The following is an 18,334-nucleotide window of genomic DNA, read 5'->3' on the forward strand; positions in this document are numbered from 1 at the left end:
AGAGGGCGGGAAGTCATTACACGATCTCTCGATGGTCGGCCCGCATCTCACTGGATCATATTGAGAACCTTTATTATTTGCAATCGACAAAACGTGCGTCCTGCAACGCAGGGATGCACTGACTGCAATGCGCCAACGCCCTGCTCATCATCTGTGGCTGCCCGAACAGGGCGATCGGCATGCTATGGCAGAGCAGGACAGGCCAGGTCAGCCAGGCCAATTGGCTCTGGTCAGGCCATGGCAGAGCGTGTCAGGCCAGACCCGCGGCCTGTATCAGGGCGCGCGTATAGTCCTCGCGGGGATTGCCGAGCACTTCTGCCGTCGTGCCTGTCTCCACCAGGCGTCCTTCACGCAACACCATCACCCGATGGGACAGCGCGCGAACCACTGCCAGGTCATGACTGATGAACAGATAGCTCAGGCCTCGGCGTGTCTGGAGTTCACGCAGCAGGGCAATCAGCTGTTTCTGCACGCTGCGGTCCAGTGCCGAGGTGGGCTCATCGAGCACCAGCAGTCTGGGCTCGAGGATCAGGGCGCGTGCCAGGGCAATCCGCTGACGTTGGCCGCCGGAGAACTCATGGGGATAACGATCGGCACACGCCGAGGGCAGTTCGACTTCCTCCAGCACCTGCGCCACACGCAGGCGAACCTCGTCCTCGCTGAGCGTTGGATGATGAAAGCGCAGACCTTCACTGATGATGTCCGCCACCGGCATGCGTGGCGACAGCGAGCCATAGGGGTCCTGGAAGACGATCTGCATCTGGCGGCGACGCAGGCGCAGCGTGTTGCGATCCAGCGTATCGATGCGTTCGTTCTCGAGGTGGATCTCGCCCTTGGCGGCTTGCAGCTTCAAGAGCGCCAGGGCGAGTGTCGTCTTGCCGGACCCCGATTCCCCGACCACGCCGAGCGTCTCGCCGCGCGCCAGTGTCAGATCCAGCGGATGAATGGCGACGAAGTCAGCGGGGCGCTTCTGAAAGAGCTTCTTGCTGCGCGCGAAGCGCACCTCCAGCTTGCGCGCGGCGAGAACCGGTGTCGCGGCGTCCTCGGCACTCAAGTCGCTGGCGAGGCCTTCGGGTTCGGCGGCCAGCAGCTCGCGGGTGTAATCGGCCTGCGGCGCATCGAATACCTCGTCGACGCGCCCTTGCTCGATGCATTCCCCGTCGCGCATCACGATCACGCGGTCGGCGTGACGGCGCACCAGATTAAGGTCATGGCTGATCAGGACCATCGCCATGCCCTGGTCGCGGCGCAGGCGATCCAGCAGCTGGAGTACCTCCTGCTGCACGGTGACATCCAGCGCCGTGGTCGGCTCATCGGCGATCAACAGCGGTGGCTGATTGGCCATCGCCATGGCGATCATCACGCGCTGGCGTTGCCCGCCGGAGAGCTGGTGCGGCCAGGCGTCGATCAATTCCTCCGGACGCGGCAGCTGCACCTGGCAGAGCAGTTCCAGCACGCGCTGGCGGGCGGCATTGCCGCGCAGTCCCTGCTGGAGGCGCAGGCTTTCACTGATCTGTTCCCCGACACGCGTCAGCGGGTTGAGCGAGGTCATCGGCTCCTGGAACACGAAACCGATCTGGCCGCCGCGCACCCGCTGCCACTGGCGTGGCGTCAGGGCGGCGAGATCCAGCGTCTTGCCGTCCGGCCGCGTGAATTCGCGCTGCCCGGTGACATGGGCATGCCCCGGCAGCAGGCCGAGACTCGCCAACAGGCTGACGGACTTGCCCGACCCGGACTCGCCGACGATGGCCAGACATTCCCCCCGTCGGACCTCAAGGGAGAGATGCCTGACGACGGGTGTCTGGCCGAAGCGGATGCAGAGGTCGTCGAGTCTCAGCACGCTGGCAGCGGCGCCGGTGTTGTTCGCAGGTGAAGAGGAATGGCTCATGCGTTCTGCTCCCGGGCACTGATATGACGTGGGTCGAAGGCATCGCGCAGCCCTTCGCCGATGAAGACCAACAGCGTCAGCATGATGCCGAGGCTCAGGAAGGCGGTCATGCCCAGCCACGGTGCCTGCAGGTTGTTCTTGCCCTGGGCGACCAGCTCGCCTAGCGAGGGGGAGCCGGCCGGCAGGCCGAAGCCGAGGAAATCCAGCGCGGTCAGGGTGGTGATGGCGCCGGTGAACAGGAAAGGGATGAAGGTCAGGGTGGCGACCATCGCGTTGGGCAGCACATGACGCCACATGATCAGCCGCGAGGGCAGGCCCATGGCCCGGGCGGCGCGCACGTATTCCAGATTGCGCGCGCGCAGGAATTCGGCGCGCACGATATCGACGATGCCCAGCCACGAGAACAGCAACATGATGCCGGTCAGCCACCACAGGTTCGGCTCGACGATGCTGGCGAGAATGATCAGCAGGAACAGCACCGGCAGGCCGGACCACACCTCGATGAGACGCTGGCCGATCAGGTCGACCTTGCCGCCGAAGTAGCCCTGCACGCCACCGATCACCACCCCCAGCACCAGCGAGCCCGCCGTCAGTACCAGCGCGAAGATCACCGACAGCCGGAAGCCATAGATGACGCGCGCCAGCACGTCACGGCCCTGATCATCGGTGCCCAGCCAATGACGGCCATTGGGAGCCGACGGCGCCGGAGAGCCCAGATTCAGATCCAGGGTGTCGTAGGAGTAGGGAATCAAGGTGTTGAGCATGAAGCCCTGCGCCTCGATGGCCTCGATCACATAGGGGTCGCGATAGTCGGTGGCGGTGGGCAGGAAGCCGCCGAAGGTGGTCTCCGGATACTCGTGCAGCATCGGCAGGTAGGTCTCGCCCTGATACTCGACCAGCAGCGGACGGTCATTGGCGATCAGCTCGGCCCCCAGCGAGAGCACGAACAGCACGCCGAAGATCAGCAGCGACCACCAGGCGCGACGGTTGTCACGAAAGGCCGCCATGCGTCGCCGGGTGATGGGCGACAGGCGTGAGGCACGCGGGCGTTGCTGCGCTTGCTGGCTTTCGTCGCTCACGTCGTGAGCGGGTGTCTCGTGAAGCGTTGTCTCTTGGCGCATGTCAGGCCTCCCGTGTCGCGAAGTCGATGCGCGGGTCGATCCACACATACATCAGATCAGAGACCAGCTTCAGGATCAGACCGATCAGGGTATAGAGATACAGGGTGCCGAAGATCAGCGGGTAATCGCGCTGCAGGACAGCCTCGAAGCCGAGCAGTCCCAGCCCGTCGAGGGAGAAGATCACCTCGATCAGCAGCGAGCCGGTGAAGAAGATGCCGACCAGTGCCGCGGGTAGTCCGGCGATGATTATCAGCATGGCGTTGCGGAAGACATGCCCGTAGAGGATGCGGTTCTCGCTGGCTCCCTTGGCGCGTGCCGTCAGGACGTATTGCTTGTGGATCTCGTCCAGGAAGCTGTTCTTGGTCAGCATCGTCAGGGTCGCGAAGCTGCCGATGGCGGAGGCCAGCACGGGCAGGGCGATGTGATGGAAGTAATCCAGAATCTTGCCGGCAGTGGACAGCTCATCGAAGTCCGGCGAGGTCAGCCCCCTGAGCGGGAACCAGTCCAGATAGCTGCCGCCGGCGAATACCACGATCAACAGGATCGCGAACAGGAAGCCCGGAATGGCGTAGCCGACGATGACGACGCCGGAGGTCCAGATATCGAAGCGCGAGCCATGCACCAGCGCCTTGCGGATACCCAGCGGGATCGAGACCAGATAGACCAGCAGCGTGGTCCATAGCCCCAGCGAGATGGAGACCGGCAGGCGCTCCAGCATCAGGTCGATCACCGGCCGATCACGGAAGAAGCTGTCGCCGAAATCGAACTGCGCGTAGTCGATGACCATGTCGGTGAAGCGTTCCCAGACCGGCTTGTCGAAGCCGAACTGCTGCTCCAGCTCCTCGATCAAGGCCGGGTCGACTCCTGATGCGCCGCGATAGGTCGAGGAGCCCCCGCCACCGCTGGTGACTCCATCACCGCCGCCACTGTTGAGACGGGTGCTGGCACCGGCACTCATGCCGTCCAGACGTGACATCAGTTGTTCGATCGGGCCACCGGGGGCGGCCTGAACGATCAGAAAATTCAGCAACAGGATTCCGAGCAGCGTCGGAATCATCAACAGAATCCGGCGCAGAATATAGGCACCCAATGGCAATCTCCCTGCGTGCCCCTCATCGCCGGCATCTGATGTGCGGTGCAAGGGACATCGGTTATTGGTGTCGTGGACGCATCAGCAAGGCGTCAGTCCCGCCAGGCGTCTATGCCTGGCATATGCGCCGAGCGTGTTCTTCAGGCTTGTTGACCAGGCTTGCTGAGCAGGCATGTTCACCCGGCTCATTCACCTGGTTCATTCTCCCGGTTCGAGTGATGCATCCTTGTCGGGCTCGATCCACCAGCTGTCCAGGCTCAGCTGGTATTCCGGGAAGGGCTGCGGATAGCCGAACTTGTTCCAGAGCGCGATGCGCGTCGCCGCCAGGTGCCACTGGGGCACGACATGGAAGCCCCAACGCAGTACGCGGTCGAGTGCCCGTGTCGCGCTGAGCAGGTCTTCGCGGGTCTGCGCCTGAATCAGGGCATCGGTGAGCGCGTCCACCACCGGGCTTTTCAGCCCGATCAGATTGCGTGAGCCAGCCACGTCGGCATAGTCGCTGGTCCAGTATTCACGCTGCTCGCTGCCGGGGCTGTTGGACTGCGGATAACTGCCCACCACCACGTCGAAGTCGAAGCTGCGACGGCGGTTGATGTACTGATTGACGTCGACGGTGCGAATCCGTGCCTTGATGCCGATGCGCGCCAGATTGCGAATCCACGGCTGGATGATGCGCTCGAACTGGGTGTCGTAGTTGAGCACCTCGAGCGTCAGCGGCTTGCCGCTGCTGCGGCTGACCAGCTGGCCCTTGACCACTTCATAGCCCGCTTCGCGCAGCAGTCCCAACGCCTTGCGCAGGCGAGGGCGCAATTCCTGTGGCTCATCGATCGGCAGGGGCTTGTCGAAGACCGCGCTGGGCAGCTCATCCTTGAAGGGCTCAAGCAGCGCGAGTTCCTTGCCGGTGGGCATGCCATCCGCGGCCATGTCCGAATTCTCGAAATAGCTGTGGGTCTGCTGGTAGGCGCCGTAGAAGAGGTTGCGGTTGATCCAGTCGAAGTCGAAGACCAGCGCCAGTGCCTCACGGACTCTCGGGTCCTGGAAGCGCTCGCGGCGCTCGTTGAGCACGAAGCCCTGCATGCCCGCCGGGTTGCTGTCCGGGACTTCCAGCTTCTTCAGGCGGCCCTCGTGCAGCGCGGGAGTGTCGTAGGCGGTCGCCCAGTTCTTGGCGCTGCTTTCGACGTGCAGATCGATGCTGCCGGCCTTGAAGGCTTCCAGCGAGACGGTCTGGTCCCGGTAGTAGTCGTAGACCAGCGTCTGGATGTTGTGACGGCCCTTGTTGACCGGCAGGTCCTTGCCCCAGTAATCGTCGACACGCTCATAGCGAACCTGGCGGCCGGCGTCCAGAGACGCCATGCGATAGGGTCCAGAACCCAGCGGGAGTTCCAGGGTGGCGCGCGTGAAGTCGCGGCTCTTCCAGTAGTGCTCCGGCAACACCGGCAGCTGGCCGATGATCAGCGGCAATTCGCGCGCCGCGCCTGGCGCCATCTCGAAGCGCACGGTGTCGGCATCGATCACGCTGACGCCGGTGACATCGTGGTAATAGCTCTTGAAGAACGGCAGGCCTTCATCCTTGAGTAGGCGATAGGTGAAGACGACATCTTCGGCAGTCACCGCCACGCCATCGTGAAAGCGCGCCCGATGATCGATATCGAATTCGATGGCGCTGCGGTCCTCGGCCAGGCGGACGCCGCTGGCCAGCAATCCATATTCGGTGAAGGGTTCATCGGCGGAGGGGATCATCAGGGTGTCGTAGATCAGTCCGCCGAAGTAATTGAGTCCCGCCACCGAATTGCCCTTGAGGATGAAGGGATTGGTGGAGTCGAAGCTGCCGATGGCGGCGCGCGTCATGCGCCCGCCGACCGGCGCCTCTGGATTGACGTAAGGAAAGTGCGTGAAACCGGGTTTGTGGGCGGGCTCGCCGTAGATGGCCAGGCCATGCACGGTCGGGACGTCCAGCGGTGTCTGCATATTCGAGGTGGGGATACTGGTTGCCTGCGTGGCCGACGCCATGTCGGCGCTGGGGCGTGAATCGGCAGATTGCTCGCTATTCGCATTGGGCCCGGCTGCATTGGGCTCAGCCGCGTTGGCCGTGGCAGTGAACGAGCCGCTCACCATCAGCGCCCCCAGGCATAGCGCACGTAGCGCGGCCCAGCGACGGTGGGTGAGTGAAGAAACACGCTGCATCGAAGACTTCCTTGACTGAATGACCCGGGCCTCGCGGCCGTGATGAAATGACCGGCATCTGGGCAGCGGCTGGTTTGCGCCTGACTCGCCATCAACTCCGCTGGCTTGGGTGGCCTCAGCGGCTGACTGCAAAGCTGTCGACCGTGAGCTGCGATGAGCTGATGGAGAACTGCAGAAGCGGTGCAGCAGGTGCACGCCATGCGCCGGGCTGCGGCCGGTCTCCTTGCATCGACCCCGCCAAGAGTAACGAAGTTCCCTGTCAGCGGCCATGCTGCGGCGTTTGAATCGCAAACGCCCCCACCATCGAAGATGGCAGGGGCGTTGAGGAATCACCTATCAAGCGTCGTGCAACGACGCGTGAATCGACTGACTCAGTTGGCGCTGTAAAGGGTCAGCATCTGACCGGGGCGCAGGTAGTCCGCAGATGACAGCTTGTTCCAGCGCGCGAGCTGGCGAGTGCTGACATTGTGACGTGCGGCGATCAATGACAGGGAATCGCCACTCTTCACGCGCACCTTCTTCTCGCCGTTGGCCGAGGCCAGCTGGGTGGCCACCGAGGCGCCGCGGTCAGGCACCATCAGTGCCTGGCCGATGCGGATGGTGTTGCCCGAGAGGCGGTTCTTCTGCTTCAGCTCGGAGAGCGTCAGGCCATTGCGGCGCGCGATGACGGACAGGGTGTCGCCGCGCTTGACGCGATAGCTGGCCCAGCTCTGGCGCGCTTTTTCAGGCAGCGTGGCCAGCTGGCTGAGGAAGGTGTCGCGGGCGGTGGCGGGAATCACCAGTGAGCTGTCACCCGGCGTGGTGGCCCAGCGCTTGTAGGCCGGGTTCAGGGCGCGCAGCTCGTCTTCACTGATGCCGGCCAGCTTGGCGGCGGTGGACAGGTCCAGTTGTCCGCCCGTCTCGACGGCCGCGATTTCCGGCCTGTCGTCAATCTTCGGCAACGAGAGCCCATATTCCTCAGGGTCGCGAATCACCGCGGCCAGTGCCAGAAGCTTCGGCACGTATTCCATGGTCTCGTTGGGCAGCTTGATGTTCCAGTAATCCTCATCGCCACCGGCGCGGCGGCGTGCACGGTTCACGGTGCCGGCACCGGCATTGTAGGCGGCCAGCGCCAGCTCCCAATCGCCGTCATACCAGCGCTCGCCCTGGGTTTCCAGGTAATCCAGCGCGGCGTCCGTGGACAGCAACACGTCCTTGCGACCGTCATACCAGCGGTTGCGTGTCAGCCCCATGGCGTCACCGGTGCGCGGCATGAACTGCCACATGCCGGTCGCACCGCCCGGATGCGCGGCATCCGGATCGTAGGCGCTCTCGATGAAGGGCAGCAGTGCCAGCTCTGCCGGCAGGCCGCGTGCTTCGGTGCGCAGTGTCACGTAGCGAATCCAGGGGCGGGCCTGTTCCGCGATACGCTCCACGTGGTGGGGGTGCTCCTGATACCAGCTGATCCATTTGCGCACACGTGGACGACCGGTGTCCTGCTGCAGCTGATAGCCTGCGCGCAGGCGCTCCCAGACGTCGTCGTAGTGCGCGGGAATGGCGTCGACGGCCTCCATGAAGTTCAGCGGGGCGCGCTGATATTCACTGGTGGGCGTGACTCCGGACACCATCGCTGAATTGGCGCTGGCGGTCAGCGGCATCAGGCACAGGGTGGCACCCAGAGAGGCGAGGCGAATCAGGTGACGCAGTCGAGCCGGACGGAAGGGGGTCGGAGTGACACGACACGGCGTGTCGGCGGCCATCTGGCCGTCGGTACGGAGGTCTTGCTGATGCATTGACGAAATACTCTCTGGCGAGCCGCGGCTGGATGGGTCAGCAGCGGCTCGGCTGGCCGGTCATGCCGGCACGAATCAGTGACTGCGGGGGCTGGTCGAGATCAGGAATGTTCTCGACCCGCTGTCACGCGAAATGCCATTCACGCCGTGCTCCAACCGCTCACCTGGGTGGCGTCGGAACGGGGGCAATGGCACGCGGGCAGCAGGGCTAGAAGTTGTCCTTCCACTGACGCAGTGCCGTGAAGGCCGCCAGTGGGGAATCTTCCTGACCCGAGGGTGCCGAGAGGCGCCCTTCCTGCTCGAGGTGGCGTTGCAGCGCGACCTCATCACTGCGCAGGAACGGATTGATCTGCTTTTCTCGGCCGATGAGGGTGGGCAGCGTGGGGCGGCCCAGTGAACGCAGCTGTTCACATTCTGCGTTGAGGGTGTTTCGCGCCGGGTTGTTCGGCTCGGCGGCACTGGCGAAGGCCAGGTTGGCCAGCGTGTACTCGTGTGCCGGGAAGACGAGCGTCTCTTCCGGCAGAGCGGCCAGGCGCGACAAGGAGTGATGCATCTGCTCCGGCGTGCCCTCAAACAGGCGACCGCAACCGCCACTGAACAGGGTGTCGCCGCAGAACAGCAGTCCCGGCATGCCGGAGCTGACGAAGGCGATGTGATCCAGCGTATGGCCCGGCACTTCCATCACCTCGAAGAGGCGGCCCTGCAGGCGGAAGCTGTCGCCATCGCCGACACGCTCGTCGATGCCGTGGATGGCCGGATTGTGCGGGCCAACCACGCGAGGTTGATAGCGTTCGATCAGCTCCGGCAGGCCGCCGGTGTGATCCTGGTGGTGATGGGTGATGAGGATGGTGTCGAGGGTCAGGCCTCTGGACTCCAGGGTCTCCATCACCGGGCGTGCATCACCGGGGTCGACGACCGCCACGCGGGGGTTGTCGTCGCTCTGTATCAACCAGATGTAGTTGTCCTGAAAGGCCGCTATGGGCGTTACGCTCATCATGGTGGTCAGGTGCTCTTGATGTCTTGCAGTCGTCGATCGAGGCAATGACAGGCCAGTGACGCGAAAAGTGGCTTCATACGTCCTCGCCGAGGAATCGGCCAGGCTGAAGCAGATGAACATGGCATGTCATCGTCGCCTGCAATGCTGATGGGCAGGCGGTTCCATCGACTCCTTACTGAGAGTTAGTTGTCGAAAGCAGCATAAAGTCATGCTCGGAGACGGCTCAGGACGGTCGTGCTCCTGGCCGCTCCCCTGGCCGCGTATGTGGGCGGGAGGGGCAATCCATATGCTCTATCATCGACAACGCATATTTATGGGTCATTCGCAGGATGTTGGGCAACACCTTGCTTCACTCTATCCTGAGTGTCGGGCCGGGCGTGTCGAGACGCTCGGTCCCCGCAGTCCTGTTCAAGACTCGCTTGTCGGCATTTCGTTCCCGGTCAGACTCGCCGTGTGCGATCAGGCACCGAGTGGCTGACGCAGAGCCCAACAAGAAGAGTCCAGCAGGAAAAGTCACGACTGGCCGCCGGTGCCAAAGTCCATGAGCGCCATCAATCGCAAGGCCAATAGCCAGCACGATGATGCCCAGTGGGTTGATTCGTGGCGGGAATCTGAATTTTCCGGATAACAAGCCTGACGAGCCAGCAGGTAAGTGTCAAACCTCTTATGGTGTGAGAATGTAGACAAGTGTCAAAGCCTGTCTATGCCGTGGGGAGTGTCTCCCCGCCTGAAGCCCGGGAGATGCAAGATGTGGAAAGGCCCCTTTGGTGTGAATGACTCCGGCGCGGACAAGGCCAGCGCGTCCTTGACCGCCGAGGAGCGCCAGCGCCAGCATGCGCGCCAATTGAGTGCCCATGTGCGCGCCATGCGTGCCTTTTTCGAGGGCCCGGATGGGCAGGACATCCTGACGGCGGAGCGCGAGATGCTGGCGCCGCTGTTCGAGCGCTGCTTCGGTTTTCACAGCCTGAACCTGGGCCCGGGCGGCAATGACCTCCTGTCACTCTCCGCCATCCGCCATGCCATCCATTGGAGTCCCGAGGCGGCGCTTGCCGAGTCGCCTTCCACCTTGATCTGCCCGCTGACGCAGCTGGCTTTGCCGGACGAGAGCATGGATCTGGTGATGCTCCACCATCTACTGGAGGTCGCGCCGGAGCCGCACCGACTGCTGCGTGAGGCGGCCCGTGTGCTGCGCTCCAGTGGCTGTCTGGTCATCGTCGCCTGGCAGCCGTTATCTGGCGAGGGGCTGCTGCGTCTGGACCCGCGGCGTCGCCACATCACTCCCTGGGAGGGAAGCTGGCGAACGCCGGCGGCCCTGCGCGATTGGCTGGCCTTCGTGGATTTCGAGATCGAGCGTATCGACTATGCCGGCTTCCATCTGCCGGGGTTACGCCTGCGACACGGTTGGCTTGAACGCATGGGGCGCCGCTACAACCTGCCGCTGGGCAGCCTGATGTTGATACGGGCGCGGCGCAATGTCGGGTACGTGCAACCCTTGAATGCCAAGCGACCGCGAGTCGCCATCCCCGGTGTCTCCATCGGCCAGGCCACGCGGGTGCATTCCCGGGAGGGGCATGTGAAGCGTGAGTCGCGCAGAGATCTGTCCGAGCGCGGCTAGCTCGGCGGCTCGCTGCAGGGCTCCCTTTTCTTCAAGGCTTCAGTCTGGCGGAAGCTGTAAAAAAACACAGGGACTTTGGCCATGCTGCATGCGAGTGGGTAGAATGACGCTCATTGTGGCGAGGCCTGCTGTTGCCGCGGGAGGGTTGCCGGAGAGTGATTGTCAGGGGGCGGTTTCCAAGCCCCGCCTCTGCGGGCCAGGCTTGCCCCTGTCGTGACAGCCAGCGCCGTCGCACTTGCCCGTCTTCGTTTCCTTTGTCGAGAGTGCCGTTTGTGAGCCAGAGTGCATCCACGTCCGAACCCCAGAATCCCTCCGCCGCTGCGACGTCCGAATCCAAGGCTACGCCGACTCGCGTGGTCATCCACACCGATGGTGCCTGTCGTGGCAACCCGGGCCCGGGTGGCTGGGGCGCGATTCTGGTCAGTGGCAAGCATCGCAAGGAACTCAATGGCAGCGAGGCCCAGACGACCAACAATCGGATGGAGATGATGGCGGCGGTCGAGGCGCTCACGGCGCTTACCAAGCGCTGTCAGGTGGTGCTGTGGACCGACTCCGAATACGTCAAGAACGGCATCACCAAGTGGGTGCATGGCTGGGTCAAGCGCGGTTGGAAGACGGCAGCCAAGCAGCCGGTCAAGAATGAAGATCTGTGGAAGGCACTGCTGGCCCAGAGTGAGCGTCATGATATCGAGTGGCGCTGGGTCAAGGGTCATAGCGGCGATGAGGGTAACGAGCGCGCCGATGCGCTGGCCAACGAGGCCATCGACGAGATGCAGCGCCGCCGCTGAGTGCCTCGGCTGGCAGGTACACCGAGCGTGGTGGCCAGCCGTGTTTGAGCACGGACATGCAGGATCCGATATTGAGGCACCCTGATGCGCGGCCCGAAGCTTGAGGCGGATGCCGGTCAGGGAGCTGTCACTGTTTACCAAGAGGTCTGAGATGCGTCAGATTATTCTCGATACCGAAACGACAGGTATCGATCCGAAGGAAGGCCATCGCCTGATCGAGATCGGCGCGGTGGAGATGATCAACCGCCGCCTGACCGGACGCACCTACCATCAGTACGTCAATCCTGAGCGCTTGATCGATGCAGAGGCGATCGGGGTACACGGCATCACCGATGAGCGAGTCGCCAACGAGCCGGTCTTCGCCGAGATTGCCGATGCCTTCTGGGACTTCATCAAGGGTGCCCAGCTGGTCATCCACAATGCGCCCTTCGATGTGGGCTTCATCGATCACGAATTCGGGCTGATCAACCCCGGGCGCGCCAACCCGCTGGGCCCGGTCGCCGATCACTGCGCCATTCTCGATACCCTGAAGCTGGCCCGAGAGAAGCACCCCGGACAGCGCAACAACCTGGATGCGCTGTGCAAGCGCTACGATATCGACAACGGGCATCGCGTGCTGCACGGCGCCTTGCTGGATGCCGAGATTCTCGGCGACGTCTATCTGGCGATGACCGGTGGCCAGACGGCGCTGGGCCTGGACGTGATAGAGGAAGGCGATGGCGAGGAGGGCGGTATCGTCGGGGTTCGTCGCCTGCGTGCCGATCGCCCACGCCTGGCCACGCCCGGGCTTTCCGCGCTGGAACTTGAGCGTCACTCGGCCTGGTGTGAAGAGATTCGCGGCAAGGCGGATGAGTGCCTGTTCGATCGCCTCTCGATCGATGCACTGGGCAGTCTTGATAGTGCCAGTCTGGACAGCCGAGGCAACCGCGGAGACGACGCCTGATGTTGATTCGTGATCTCTCGCGTGTGACCCAGCGCCATGGTTATCTGATTCGCGTGGGGCGTGATGGCGTGGCGCCTGCGCCGGAGGGCGGCATCATCCAGCCCATCGCGGACTGGCCCAGCGGTGCCGTGGCCCTCGGGGAATGGCAGGGCGCGCCGATTGCGGTGTTCGGTGAGAATGGCAGTGCCGATTGGCCCGCCGCGCGTCAGTGGCTGCATACGCTGCCACGTGATCAGTTTCCGCTGCTTTCCAGTGCCTTGCAGGTGCTCAAGTGGCTGCGCGACCATCGATTCTGTGGCCGTTGTGGCAAGCGCATGAAGCGTCTGGATCATGAATTCGCCATGCACTGCACCGGCTGTCAGCATCGCAGCTATCCGCGTATCTCGCCGTGCATCATCACGCTGATCACCCGGGGCCGCGAGATGTTGCTGGCGCGCAGTCCGCGCTTCGGGCCGGGCATGTATTCGACCCTGGCGGGCTTCATCGAAGCCGGTGAAAGTGCCGAGGAAGCCGTGCGGCGTGAGGTGCACGAGGAAGTCGGTGTCGAGGTCGGGCGAGTCAGCTATTTCCAGAGTCAGTCGTGGCCGTTCCCGCACTCGTTCATGCTGGGCTACTACGCGGAATATGCCGGTGGCGACATCACCATCGATGGTGTCGAGATCGAGGATGCCCAGTGGTTCACGCCGGAAGACTTGCCGGGGCTGCCACCGAAGTTCTCGATCTCGCATGCCTTGATCGACAACTTCCTGCGCTCGGTCGCGACGGGCCGCTGATATTGCAGGCTCTCCCCAAAGAAAACGCCCCGACCATTGGCCGGGGCGTTTTCTTTGGCTGGTGCATCAAGCGAACCTTACCATCGTGCTTGTTCGCAGCGATGCACCTGCTCAAGCAGACGCTTACTTGTTCGGGAACAGAGACGTCAGCTTGGTGGCCAGCATGATGTTGCCGGTGGCTTTCAGGCGGCCTGTCATGAAGGCCTGCATGCCGTCGACTTCGCCCTTCATCACGCCCTTGAGGGTGTCGCTGTCGGTGCTCAGGGTCACGGACGGATCATCGTGCTCACCTTCGCCGACGTCCAGAGTGCCGTCCTTGACGACCATGTAGTAGTCATCGCTGTCGGTGATGTTGAATTGAAAGACCTCATCCATGCCCTTGGCGGCTTCGGGGTTGAAACGGCTCTTGAGCATATCGATGACGGCGTTGGCGTCGGCCATGGTGATATTCCTTGTCAGTGCTAGCGGTGGAGAAAGGCCAATGATCACGGGGAAAGATGACGTACATGGCAAGGGGGAAGGTGTCGTTCATCACCTTGCTCACCATGAAGTGATCACGCTGCTGACCTTCAAGACTGACATCAGACTATTTCAAACGAGCGTTCCAATCAAGACGTGTGATCGATCTGGCGTGTTCCGCGCTTCAGCGCTCAGCTCTGAACCCTTTAGAGATAGCGTGCAGAGATAATGTGCAGAAGTAACATACAGGGATAACGTACAGATCGCGTCCAGGCCACCTGGAGAACCCGTACAGGCGGCTCGCCAGTCCCATGACAATACGAGCAGTGTGAAATCTGCCCAGGTGCCTGCCAGCCTTGCAGGTGGGCAAGCTTGCCCCCATATCGAGTACCATCCCGCACCGGCCCTTTAGCCGGTGATTTCGTTATGAGGTCCTGGTCGTGTGGCAGATGCCTTGACCTTCTGCCTGACAGCCATGCACTCGAGAGCGAGCGTTCGTCGCTCACGTGCTGGCGAGAGATCAGACACCTTCTTCAATGTTTCAGGAGCAAGTGCATGCAATGGATTTCACAGTACGGCCTCTTTCTGGCCCAGGCGATCACCGTGGTGGTCGCGATCGCGGCCATCGTGCTCATCATTGCACGTGCACGACAGGGGGAAGCGGGAGAGCGCCAGGCCAAGCTGAAGATTCGCCCCTGGCATGAGCGCATCAAGGGCTATCAACGCGAATTGAGCCACGCCGGCCTTGAAGAGGCCGAGTACGCCGCCAAGGAAAAGGCGCGGGCCAAGAAGCACAAGCAGGAAGCCAAGGCGCTCAAGAAATCGCTCAAGGCCAAGGCGAAAGCCAACAAGGGCGGCAATGCGGACAAGGACGATGCGCCGGCCAGTACGCGTGGGCGTCGGGTCTTCGTGCTCGACTTCGTCGGCGACATCAAGGCCAGCGGTGTGGAAAGCCTGGCGGAGCAGATCACGGCGCTGGAAGGCGTGCTGGGTGAGCAGGATGAGGTCGTGCTGCGACTGGAGTCCGGTGGTGGCCTGGTGCATGCCTATGGCCTGGCCGCGGCACAGCTGGACCGTCTGCGTGCCAGTGGCGCGCGCCTGACGATCACGGTCGACAAGGTCGCGGCCAGTGGCGGCTACATGATGGCCTGTGCAGCGGACCACGTGGTGGCAGCACCCTTTGCGGTCATCGGCTCGATCGGTGTCGTGGCTCAGGTGCCCAATGTGCACCGTCTGCTCAAGAAGCATGATGTGGATGTCGAGATTCTGACGGCGGGGCGTTACAAGCGCACCTTGACCATGCTCGGCGAGAACAGTGAAGAAGGGCGTGAGAAGTTCCTGTCCGACCTGGCGCGCACCCATGAGCTGTTCAAACAGCATGTCGGCAGCCGTCGTCCGCAATTGGACGTCGAGGCAGTGTCCCAGGGTGATATCTGGTATGGCAGTGAAGCCATCGATATCGGTCTGATCGACGAGGTCGGTACCAGTCAGGCGTTGCTGGCACGCTATCTGAAGGAAGAGGTCAAGATCTTCGAGGTGAGTCTCGAGAAGCCGCGCCGCGTGATGGACCGTTTCGGCAAGGGCGTGACATCGAGTCTGGATCGTGTGCTGGACCGCGTGCTGGAGCGCAATGCGGAGTCGCGCTGGCATCAGCAATAAGCGACAGATTGCCGTCGCGGGCGAAGAGAAGAGGCTTGGAAGGCCATTCCGTGGCCTGCCCGATCTTGTTGGAGTCGGCGAGTGATACAGATGTCTAGCGGGTCACGATCAGCGTGACTCAGCGACATTCCCCTCAAAGGGCGTCAGTCACCGGCTGGCGCCCTTTTTCAGTTATAGAGATCCTGCAGGGCACGAATGACACCTGCGGCGTTGGGGCCTTGCAGCGAATAGTAGATGGTCTGCGAGGCGCGGCGCGTCCGCACCATGCCTTCACGACGCAGAATCGCCAGATGCTGCGACAACGCGGACTGCGACAGTTCCAGGCGCGAGTTGAGCTCGCTCACCGACATTTCGCTGTCGCTGAGCAGGCACAGGATGCGCAGACGATTCTCGTTGCCCATCGCCTTGAGCAGGGCAGTGGCTTCTTCGATGACGCGGTCACCGGCCTGGTGCAGGGTGATGGCATCGCTGGACACTGGCATGGGGTTATTCCTTGCAGCTGTAGAAAGTGTTGCGTTCATGCGGTCTCTCCCGGTCGGTCTATCTTGGTGCATCCCGAGGGACGCAATGGGCCATTGGCATGTTGTTATGACCTAACCTTGTTTTAGTGAATGATCAATAACTCCGCGTGCTACGTCCAAGACAATCTTAAACGATAAATCATCGACTTTGTCGTTCTCAGGCTTTGACTTTTTGTCGCATCTGCTGTGAGACCGCGTTCAAGCGTATGTTTTATTGCGTGAATGACGCCTTTCACGCTGTCAGCTCGTCTGCGACCAAGGATTGAGTATAAGACCATCAGACGCTGAAAACGGTGAGCCGAGCAGGTTTGAAGGGCGATTTTTGGCCTAAGGTTTCAACGTAACTATCGGTTCAGGCATCTCTGTCCTGCCTGTCCTTCCTCCATCGTCGTCTGTCGCATCGCCGTTGGCGAGCGACATCAATGACGACATGAAAAGAGGTCCGGTCAACGGGCCCCGGAGACAAGGCCTTGCGTCAGGACAGGCAAGAGATGCCCACAAAGCCATTCGTGGATCACGAGGTACGCCATGCCCGACGCCAATCACTCCTGTGCACGTGAGCGTTATCTAGCTCTGACGGCGAGAGCCAACGAGACGCCAGAAGACTTCTGGGCTGAGCAGGCGCAACGCATCGCCTGGTTTCGCCCGCCGCAGACCATTCTGGCCTGGGATGAGCAACAGCATGCGCGCTGGTTCATCGATGGCGAGATGAACATCTGCCATGCCGCGCTGGATCATCACGTCGCCAATGGGCGCGCGGATCAGGTCGCGTTGTACTGGGATTCGCCGGTCACGCAGAGCAAGCGGCAGTACACGTTTCGTGAGCTGCGTGATGAGGTGGCCCTGCTGGCGGGGGCATTGCGCAATCTCGGGGTGGAGAAGGGCGACCGTGTCGTGCTCTACATGCCGATGGTCGCCGAGGCCATGATGGCGATGCTGGCCTGTGCACGCCTCGGGGCGGTGCATTCAGTGGTCTTCGGCGGCTTTTCCCCCAAGGAGCTGGCGGTACGCATCGATGACGCCGCGCCCAAGGTGATCATGGCGGCGTCCTGCGGGGTGGAAGTCGATCGCATCATTCCCTACAAGCCCTGGCTGGATGAAGCCATCGAGCTTGCCGAGCATACCCCGCAAGCCTGTCTGATCCTGCAGCGTGAACAGCAGCGGGCGACACTCGGGCCGCGTGATCATGATTGGCATGAATGTCTGGCCAGCGCCCAGGCCACCGAAGCGGTCAGCATGCTGGGCAGCGAACCTCTCTATGTCCTCTATACCTCCGGCACCACCGGCAAGCCCAAGGGAGTGGTGCGTGATCACGCCGGTTACGCCGTGGCGCTGCATTATTCAATGGAGCTTCTCTATGCGACCCGCCCCGGGGATACCTTCATGGCGGCCTCGGACATCGGCTGGGTCGTCGGCCACTCCTATATCGTCTATGGCCCGCTGCTGATGGGGGCCAGCACCGTCATGTATGAGGGCAAGCCGGTCAAGACCCCGGATGCCGGAGCCTTCTGGCGCTTGATCGAGGAATACCGCATCAACTGCTTCTTCACTGCGCCGACGGCGTTTCGCGCCATGAAGAAGGAAGACCCGGAAGCCAGTCATATGGCCAATTACGACCTTTCCAGCCTGCGCAGTCTGTTCCTGGCCGGAGAGCGACTGGACCCGCCGACCTATCACTGGCTCGCCGATCTCCTGCCGGTGCCGGTCGTCGATCACTGGTGGCAGACCGAAACCGGCTGGCCCATCGCCGGCAACCTGCTGGGCCTCGACATGTTCACCGAAGGCAGCCGCGAGGTGAAGGCACCGGTCGAGGCGCGTGCCGGTAGCGCCACCTGGCCGTTGCCGGGCTTCAATGTACAGATTCTCGATGGCATGGGGGATGAGGTACCCACGGGAGAGCAGGGCAATGTCGTGTTGCGCCAACCGCTGCCGCCGGGCTGCCTGACCGGACTCTATCAGGACCCCGGACGTTTCCATTCTGCCTATCTTGCTGCCTACCCCGGCTATTACCTGTCCGGTGATGGCGGCTACTTCGATGAGCAGGGCTATCTGTTCGTGATGGGACGCATTGATGATGTCATCAACGTGGCGGGGCATCGCCTGTCGACGGGTGAGATGGAGCAGGTGCTCGGTGCACACGCCGCGATCGCGGAATGCGCGGTGATCGGCATCGAGGATTCGCTCAAGGGCGAGATGCCGTTGGGGCTGGTAATTCTCAAGGATGGCTGGCAAGGGGATGAAGCCAGCCTGTGCGCCGAGCTTGCCCAGCGGATACGCCAGGAAATCGGGGCCTTTGCCTCGCTCAAGGAGGTGCTAATCGTCGAGCGACTACCCAAGACGCGCTCCGGCAAGATACTGCGCAAGATGATCCGTCAGATCGCCGCCGGTGAGCAATACCAGGTGCCCTCGACGATAGATGACCCCTCAAGCCTGGAAGATGTGCGTGAGGCGCTGAGCGAGGCCGGCGTCGGTCAGGCGAGTGAGGCACGTAGCGCATGAACCGAAGAGCATGAACCGATGCAGT

14 protein-coding genes are annotated in these 18,334 nt (G+C 62.5%); 6 read left to right on the top strand and 8 right to left on the bottom strand.

Annotated elements, in window-relative coordinates:
- Positions 1–250 precede the first annotated feature (250 nt).
- From H2O77_RS08185 to gloB, 6 genes are all read right to left on the bottom strand, one after another.
- Positions 251–1,888, bottom strand: a complete 1,638-nt coding sequence (locus H2O77_RS08185) for a dipeptide ABC transporter ATP-binding protein (RefSeq protein WP_215824340.1) — start codon at positions 1,886–1,888, stop codon at positions 251–253.
- Positions 1,885–3,009, bottom strand: a complete 1,125-nt coding sequence (locus H2O77_RS08190; protein WP_215824341.1) for an ABC transporter permease — start codon at positions 3,007–3,009, stop codon at positions 1,885–1,887. Before H2O77_RS08190 ends, H2O77_RS08185 begins: the two co-directional genes overlap by 4 nt.
- A 1-nt stretch (position 3,010) precedes the next feature.
- The gene (gene yejB, locus H2O77_RS08195) at positions 3,011–4,099 is read right to left on the bottom strand and encodes a microcin C ABC transporter permease YejB (RefSeq protein ID WP_215824342.1); all 1,089 of its coding nucleotides are present in this window, start codon (positions 4,097–4,099) and stop codon (positions 3,011–3,013) included.
- 198 nt (positions 4,100–4,297) lie between these two features.
- Complete coding sequence (locus H2O77_RS08200) at positions 4,298–6,283, bottom strand: extracellular solute-binding protein (RefSeq protein ID WP_240548759.1); 1,986 nt, start codon at positions 6,281–6,283, stop codon at positions 4,298–4,300.
- Between the two features lie 371 nt (positions 6,284–6,654).
- A complete protein-coding gene (locus H2O77_RS08205) occupies positions 6,655–8,055 on the bottom strand; it encodes a LysM peptidoglycan-binding domain-containing protein (RefSeq protein ID WP_240548760.1) in 1,401 nt (466 codons plus the stop codon).
- A 208-nt stretch (positions 8,056–8,263) separates the two neighbouring features.
- Positions 8,264–9,052, bottom strand: coding sequence for a hydroxyacylglutathione hydrolase (gene gloB, locus H2O77_RS08210; RefSeq protein ID WP_215824343.1), 789 nt, complete (start codon positions 9,050–9,052; stop codon positions 8,264–8,266).
- A 748-nt stretch (positions 9,053–9,800) separates the two neighbouring features.
- On the opposite strand from gloB, the gene H2O77_RS08215 reads away from it, so the two are divergent.
- The 4 genes from H2O77_RS08215 to nudC all read left to right on the top strand — a co-directional run bounded on the left by H2O77_RS08215 (position 9,801) and on the right by nudC (position 13,171).
- Entirely contained in the window at positions 9,801–10,667 is an 867-nt protein-coding gene (locus tag H2O77_RS08215; RefSeq protein WP_215824344.1) for a methyltransferase domain-containing protein, read from the top strand.
- Positions 10,668–11,020: 353 nt separating this feature from the next.
- A complete protein-coding gene (gene rnhA, locus H2O77_RS08220) occupies positions 11,021–11,455 on the top strand; it encodes a ribonuclease HI (protein WP_054556047.1) in 435 nt (144 codons plus the stop codon).
- Positions 11,456–11,606: 151 nt separating this feature from the next.
- Positions 11,607–12,398, top strand: coding sequence for a DNA polymerase III subunit epsilon (gene dnaQ, locus H2O77_RS08225; RefSeq protein WP_215824346.1), 792 nt, complete (start codon positions 11,607–11,609; stop codon positions 12,396–12,398).
- Complete coding sequence (gene nudC / locus H2O77_RS08230) at positions 12,398–13,171, top strand: NAD(+) diphosphatase (protein ID WP_215824347.1); 774 nt, start codon at positions 12,398–12,400, stop codon at positions 13,169–13,171. The genes dnaQ and nudC overlap by 1 nt, the downstream gene beginning before the upstream one ends.
- A 123-nt stretch (positions 13,172–13,294) precedes the next feature.
- On the opposite strand, the gene H2O77_RS08235 is transcribed toward nudC, so the two are convergent.
- A complete protein-coding gene (locus H2O77_RS08235) occupies positions 13,295–13,612 on the bottom strand; it encodes an SCP2 sterol-binding domain-containing protein (protein ID WP_043332726.1) in 318 nt (105 codons plus the stop codon).
- A 573-nt stretch (positions 13,613–14,185) separates the two neighbouring features.
- Here H2O77_RS08235 and sohB point away from each other — a divergent pair.
- Positions 14,186–15,289, top strand: a complete 1,104-nt coding sequence (sohB, locus tag H2O77_RS08240) for a protease SohB (protein ID WP_054556049.1) — start codon at positions 14,186–14,188, stop codon at positions 15,287–15,289.
- 167 nt (positions 15,290–15,456) lie between these two features.
- Here the strand turns inward: sohB and H2O77_RS08245 are convergent, their stop codons facing one another.
- Complete coding sequence (locus H2O77_RS08245) at positions 15,457–15,771, bottom strand: metalloregulator ArsR/SmtB family transcription factor (RefSeq protein ID WP_054556050.1); 315 nt, start codon at positions 15,769–15,771, stop codon at positions 15,457–15,459.
- 567 nt (positions 15,772–16,338) lie between these two features.
- Here H2O77_RS08245 and H2O77_RS08250 point away from each other — a divergent pair.
- Complete coding sequence (locus H2O77_RS08250) at positions 16,339–18,309, top strand: acetate--CoA ligase (RefSeq protein ID WP_215824348.1); 1,971 nt, start codon at positions 16,339–16,341, stop codon at positions 18,307–18,309.
- The last annotated feature ends 25 nt before the right edge of the window (positions 18,310–18,334 follow it).

This window comes from Cobetia sp. 4B (assembly GCF_018831605.1).
GTDB lineage: Bacteria > Pseudomonadota > Gammaproteobacteria > Pseudomonadales > Halomonadaceae > Cobetia > Cobetia amphilecti.

Bases quoted from the DNA above. Each gene is read 5' to 3' on its own strand.
- H2O77_RS08200 (WP_240548759.1), bottom strand. From the start codon at position 6,283: ATGCAGCGTGTTTCTTCACTCACCCACCGTCGCTGGGCCGCGCTACGT.
- H2O77_RS08235 (WP_043332726.1), bottom strand. From the start codon at position 13,612: ATGGCCGACGCCAACGCCGTCATCGATATGCTCAAGAGCCGTTTCAAC.
- gloB (WP_215824343.1), bottom strand. From the start codon at position 9,052: ATGATGAGCGTAACGCCCATAGCGGCCTTTCAGGACAACTACATCTGG.
- sohB (WP_054556049.1), top strand. From the start codon at position 14,186: ATGCAATGGATTTCACAGTACGGCCTCTTTCTGGCCCAGGCGATCACC.
- nudC (WP_215824347.1), top strand. From the start codon at position 12,398: ATGTTGATTCGTGATCTCTCGCGTGTGACCCAGCGCCATGGTTATCTG.
- H2O77_RS08250 (WP_215824348.1), top strand. From the start codon at position 16,339: ATGCCCGACGCCAATCACTCCTGTGCACGTGAGCGTTATCTAGCTCTG.
- H2O77_RS08245 (WP_054556050.1), bottom strand. From the start codon at position 15,771: ATGCCAGTGTCCAGCGATGCCATCACCCTGCACCAGGCCGGTGACCGC.
- H2O77_RS08215 (WP_215824344.1), top strand. From the start codon at position 9,801: ATGTGGAAAGGCCCCTTTGGTGTGAATGACTCCGGCGCGGACAAGGCC.
- H2O77_RS08205 (WP_240548760.1), bottom strand. From the start codon at position 8,055: ATGCATCAGCAAGACCTCCGTACCGACGGCCAGATGGCCGCCGACACG.
- H2O77_RS08190 (WP_215824341.1), bottom strand. From the start codon at position 3,009: ATGCGCCAAGAGACAACGCTTCACGAGACACCCGCTCACGACGTGAGC.
- dnaQ (WP_215824346.1), top strand. From the start codon at position 11,607: ATGCGTCAGATTATTCTCGATACCGAAACGACAGGTATCGATCCGAAG.
- H2O77_RS08185 (WP_215824340.1), bottom strand. From the start codon at position 1,888: ATGAGCCATTCCTCTTCACCTGCGAACAACACCGGCGCCGCTGCCAGC.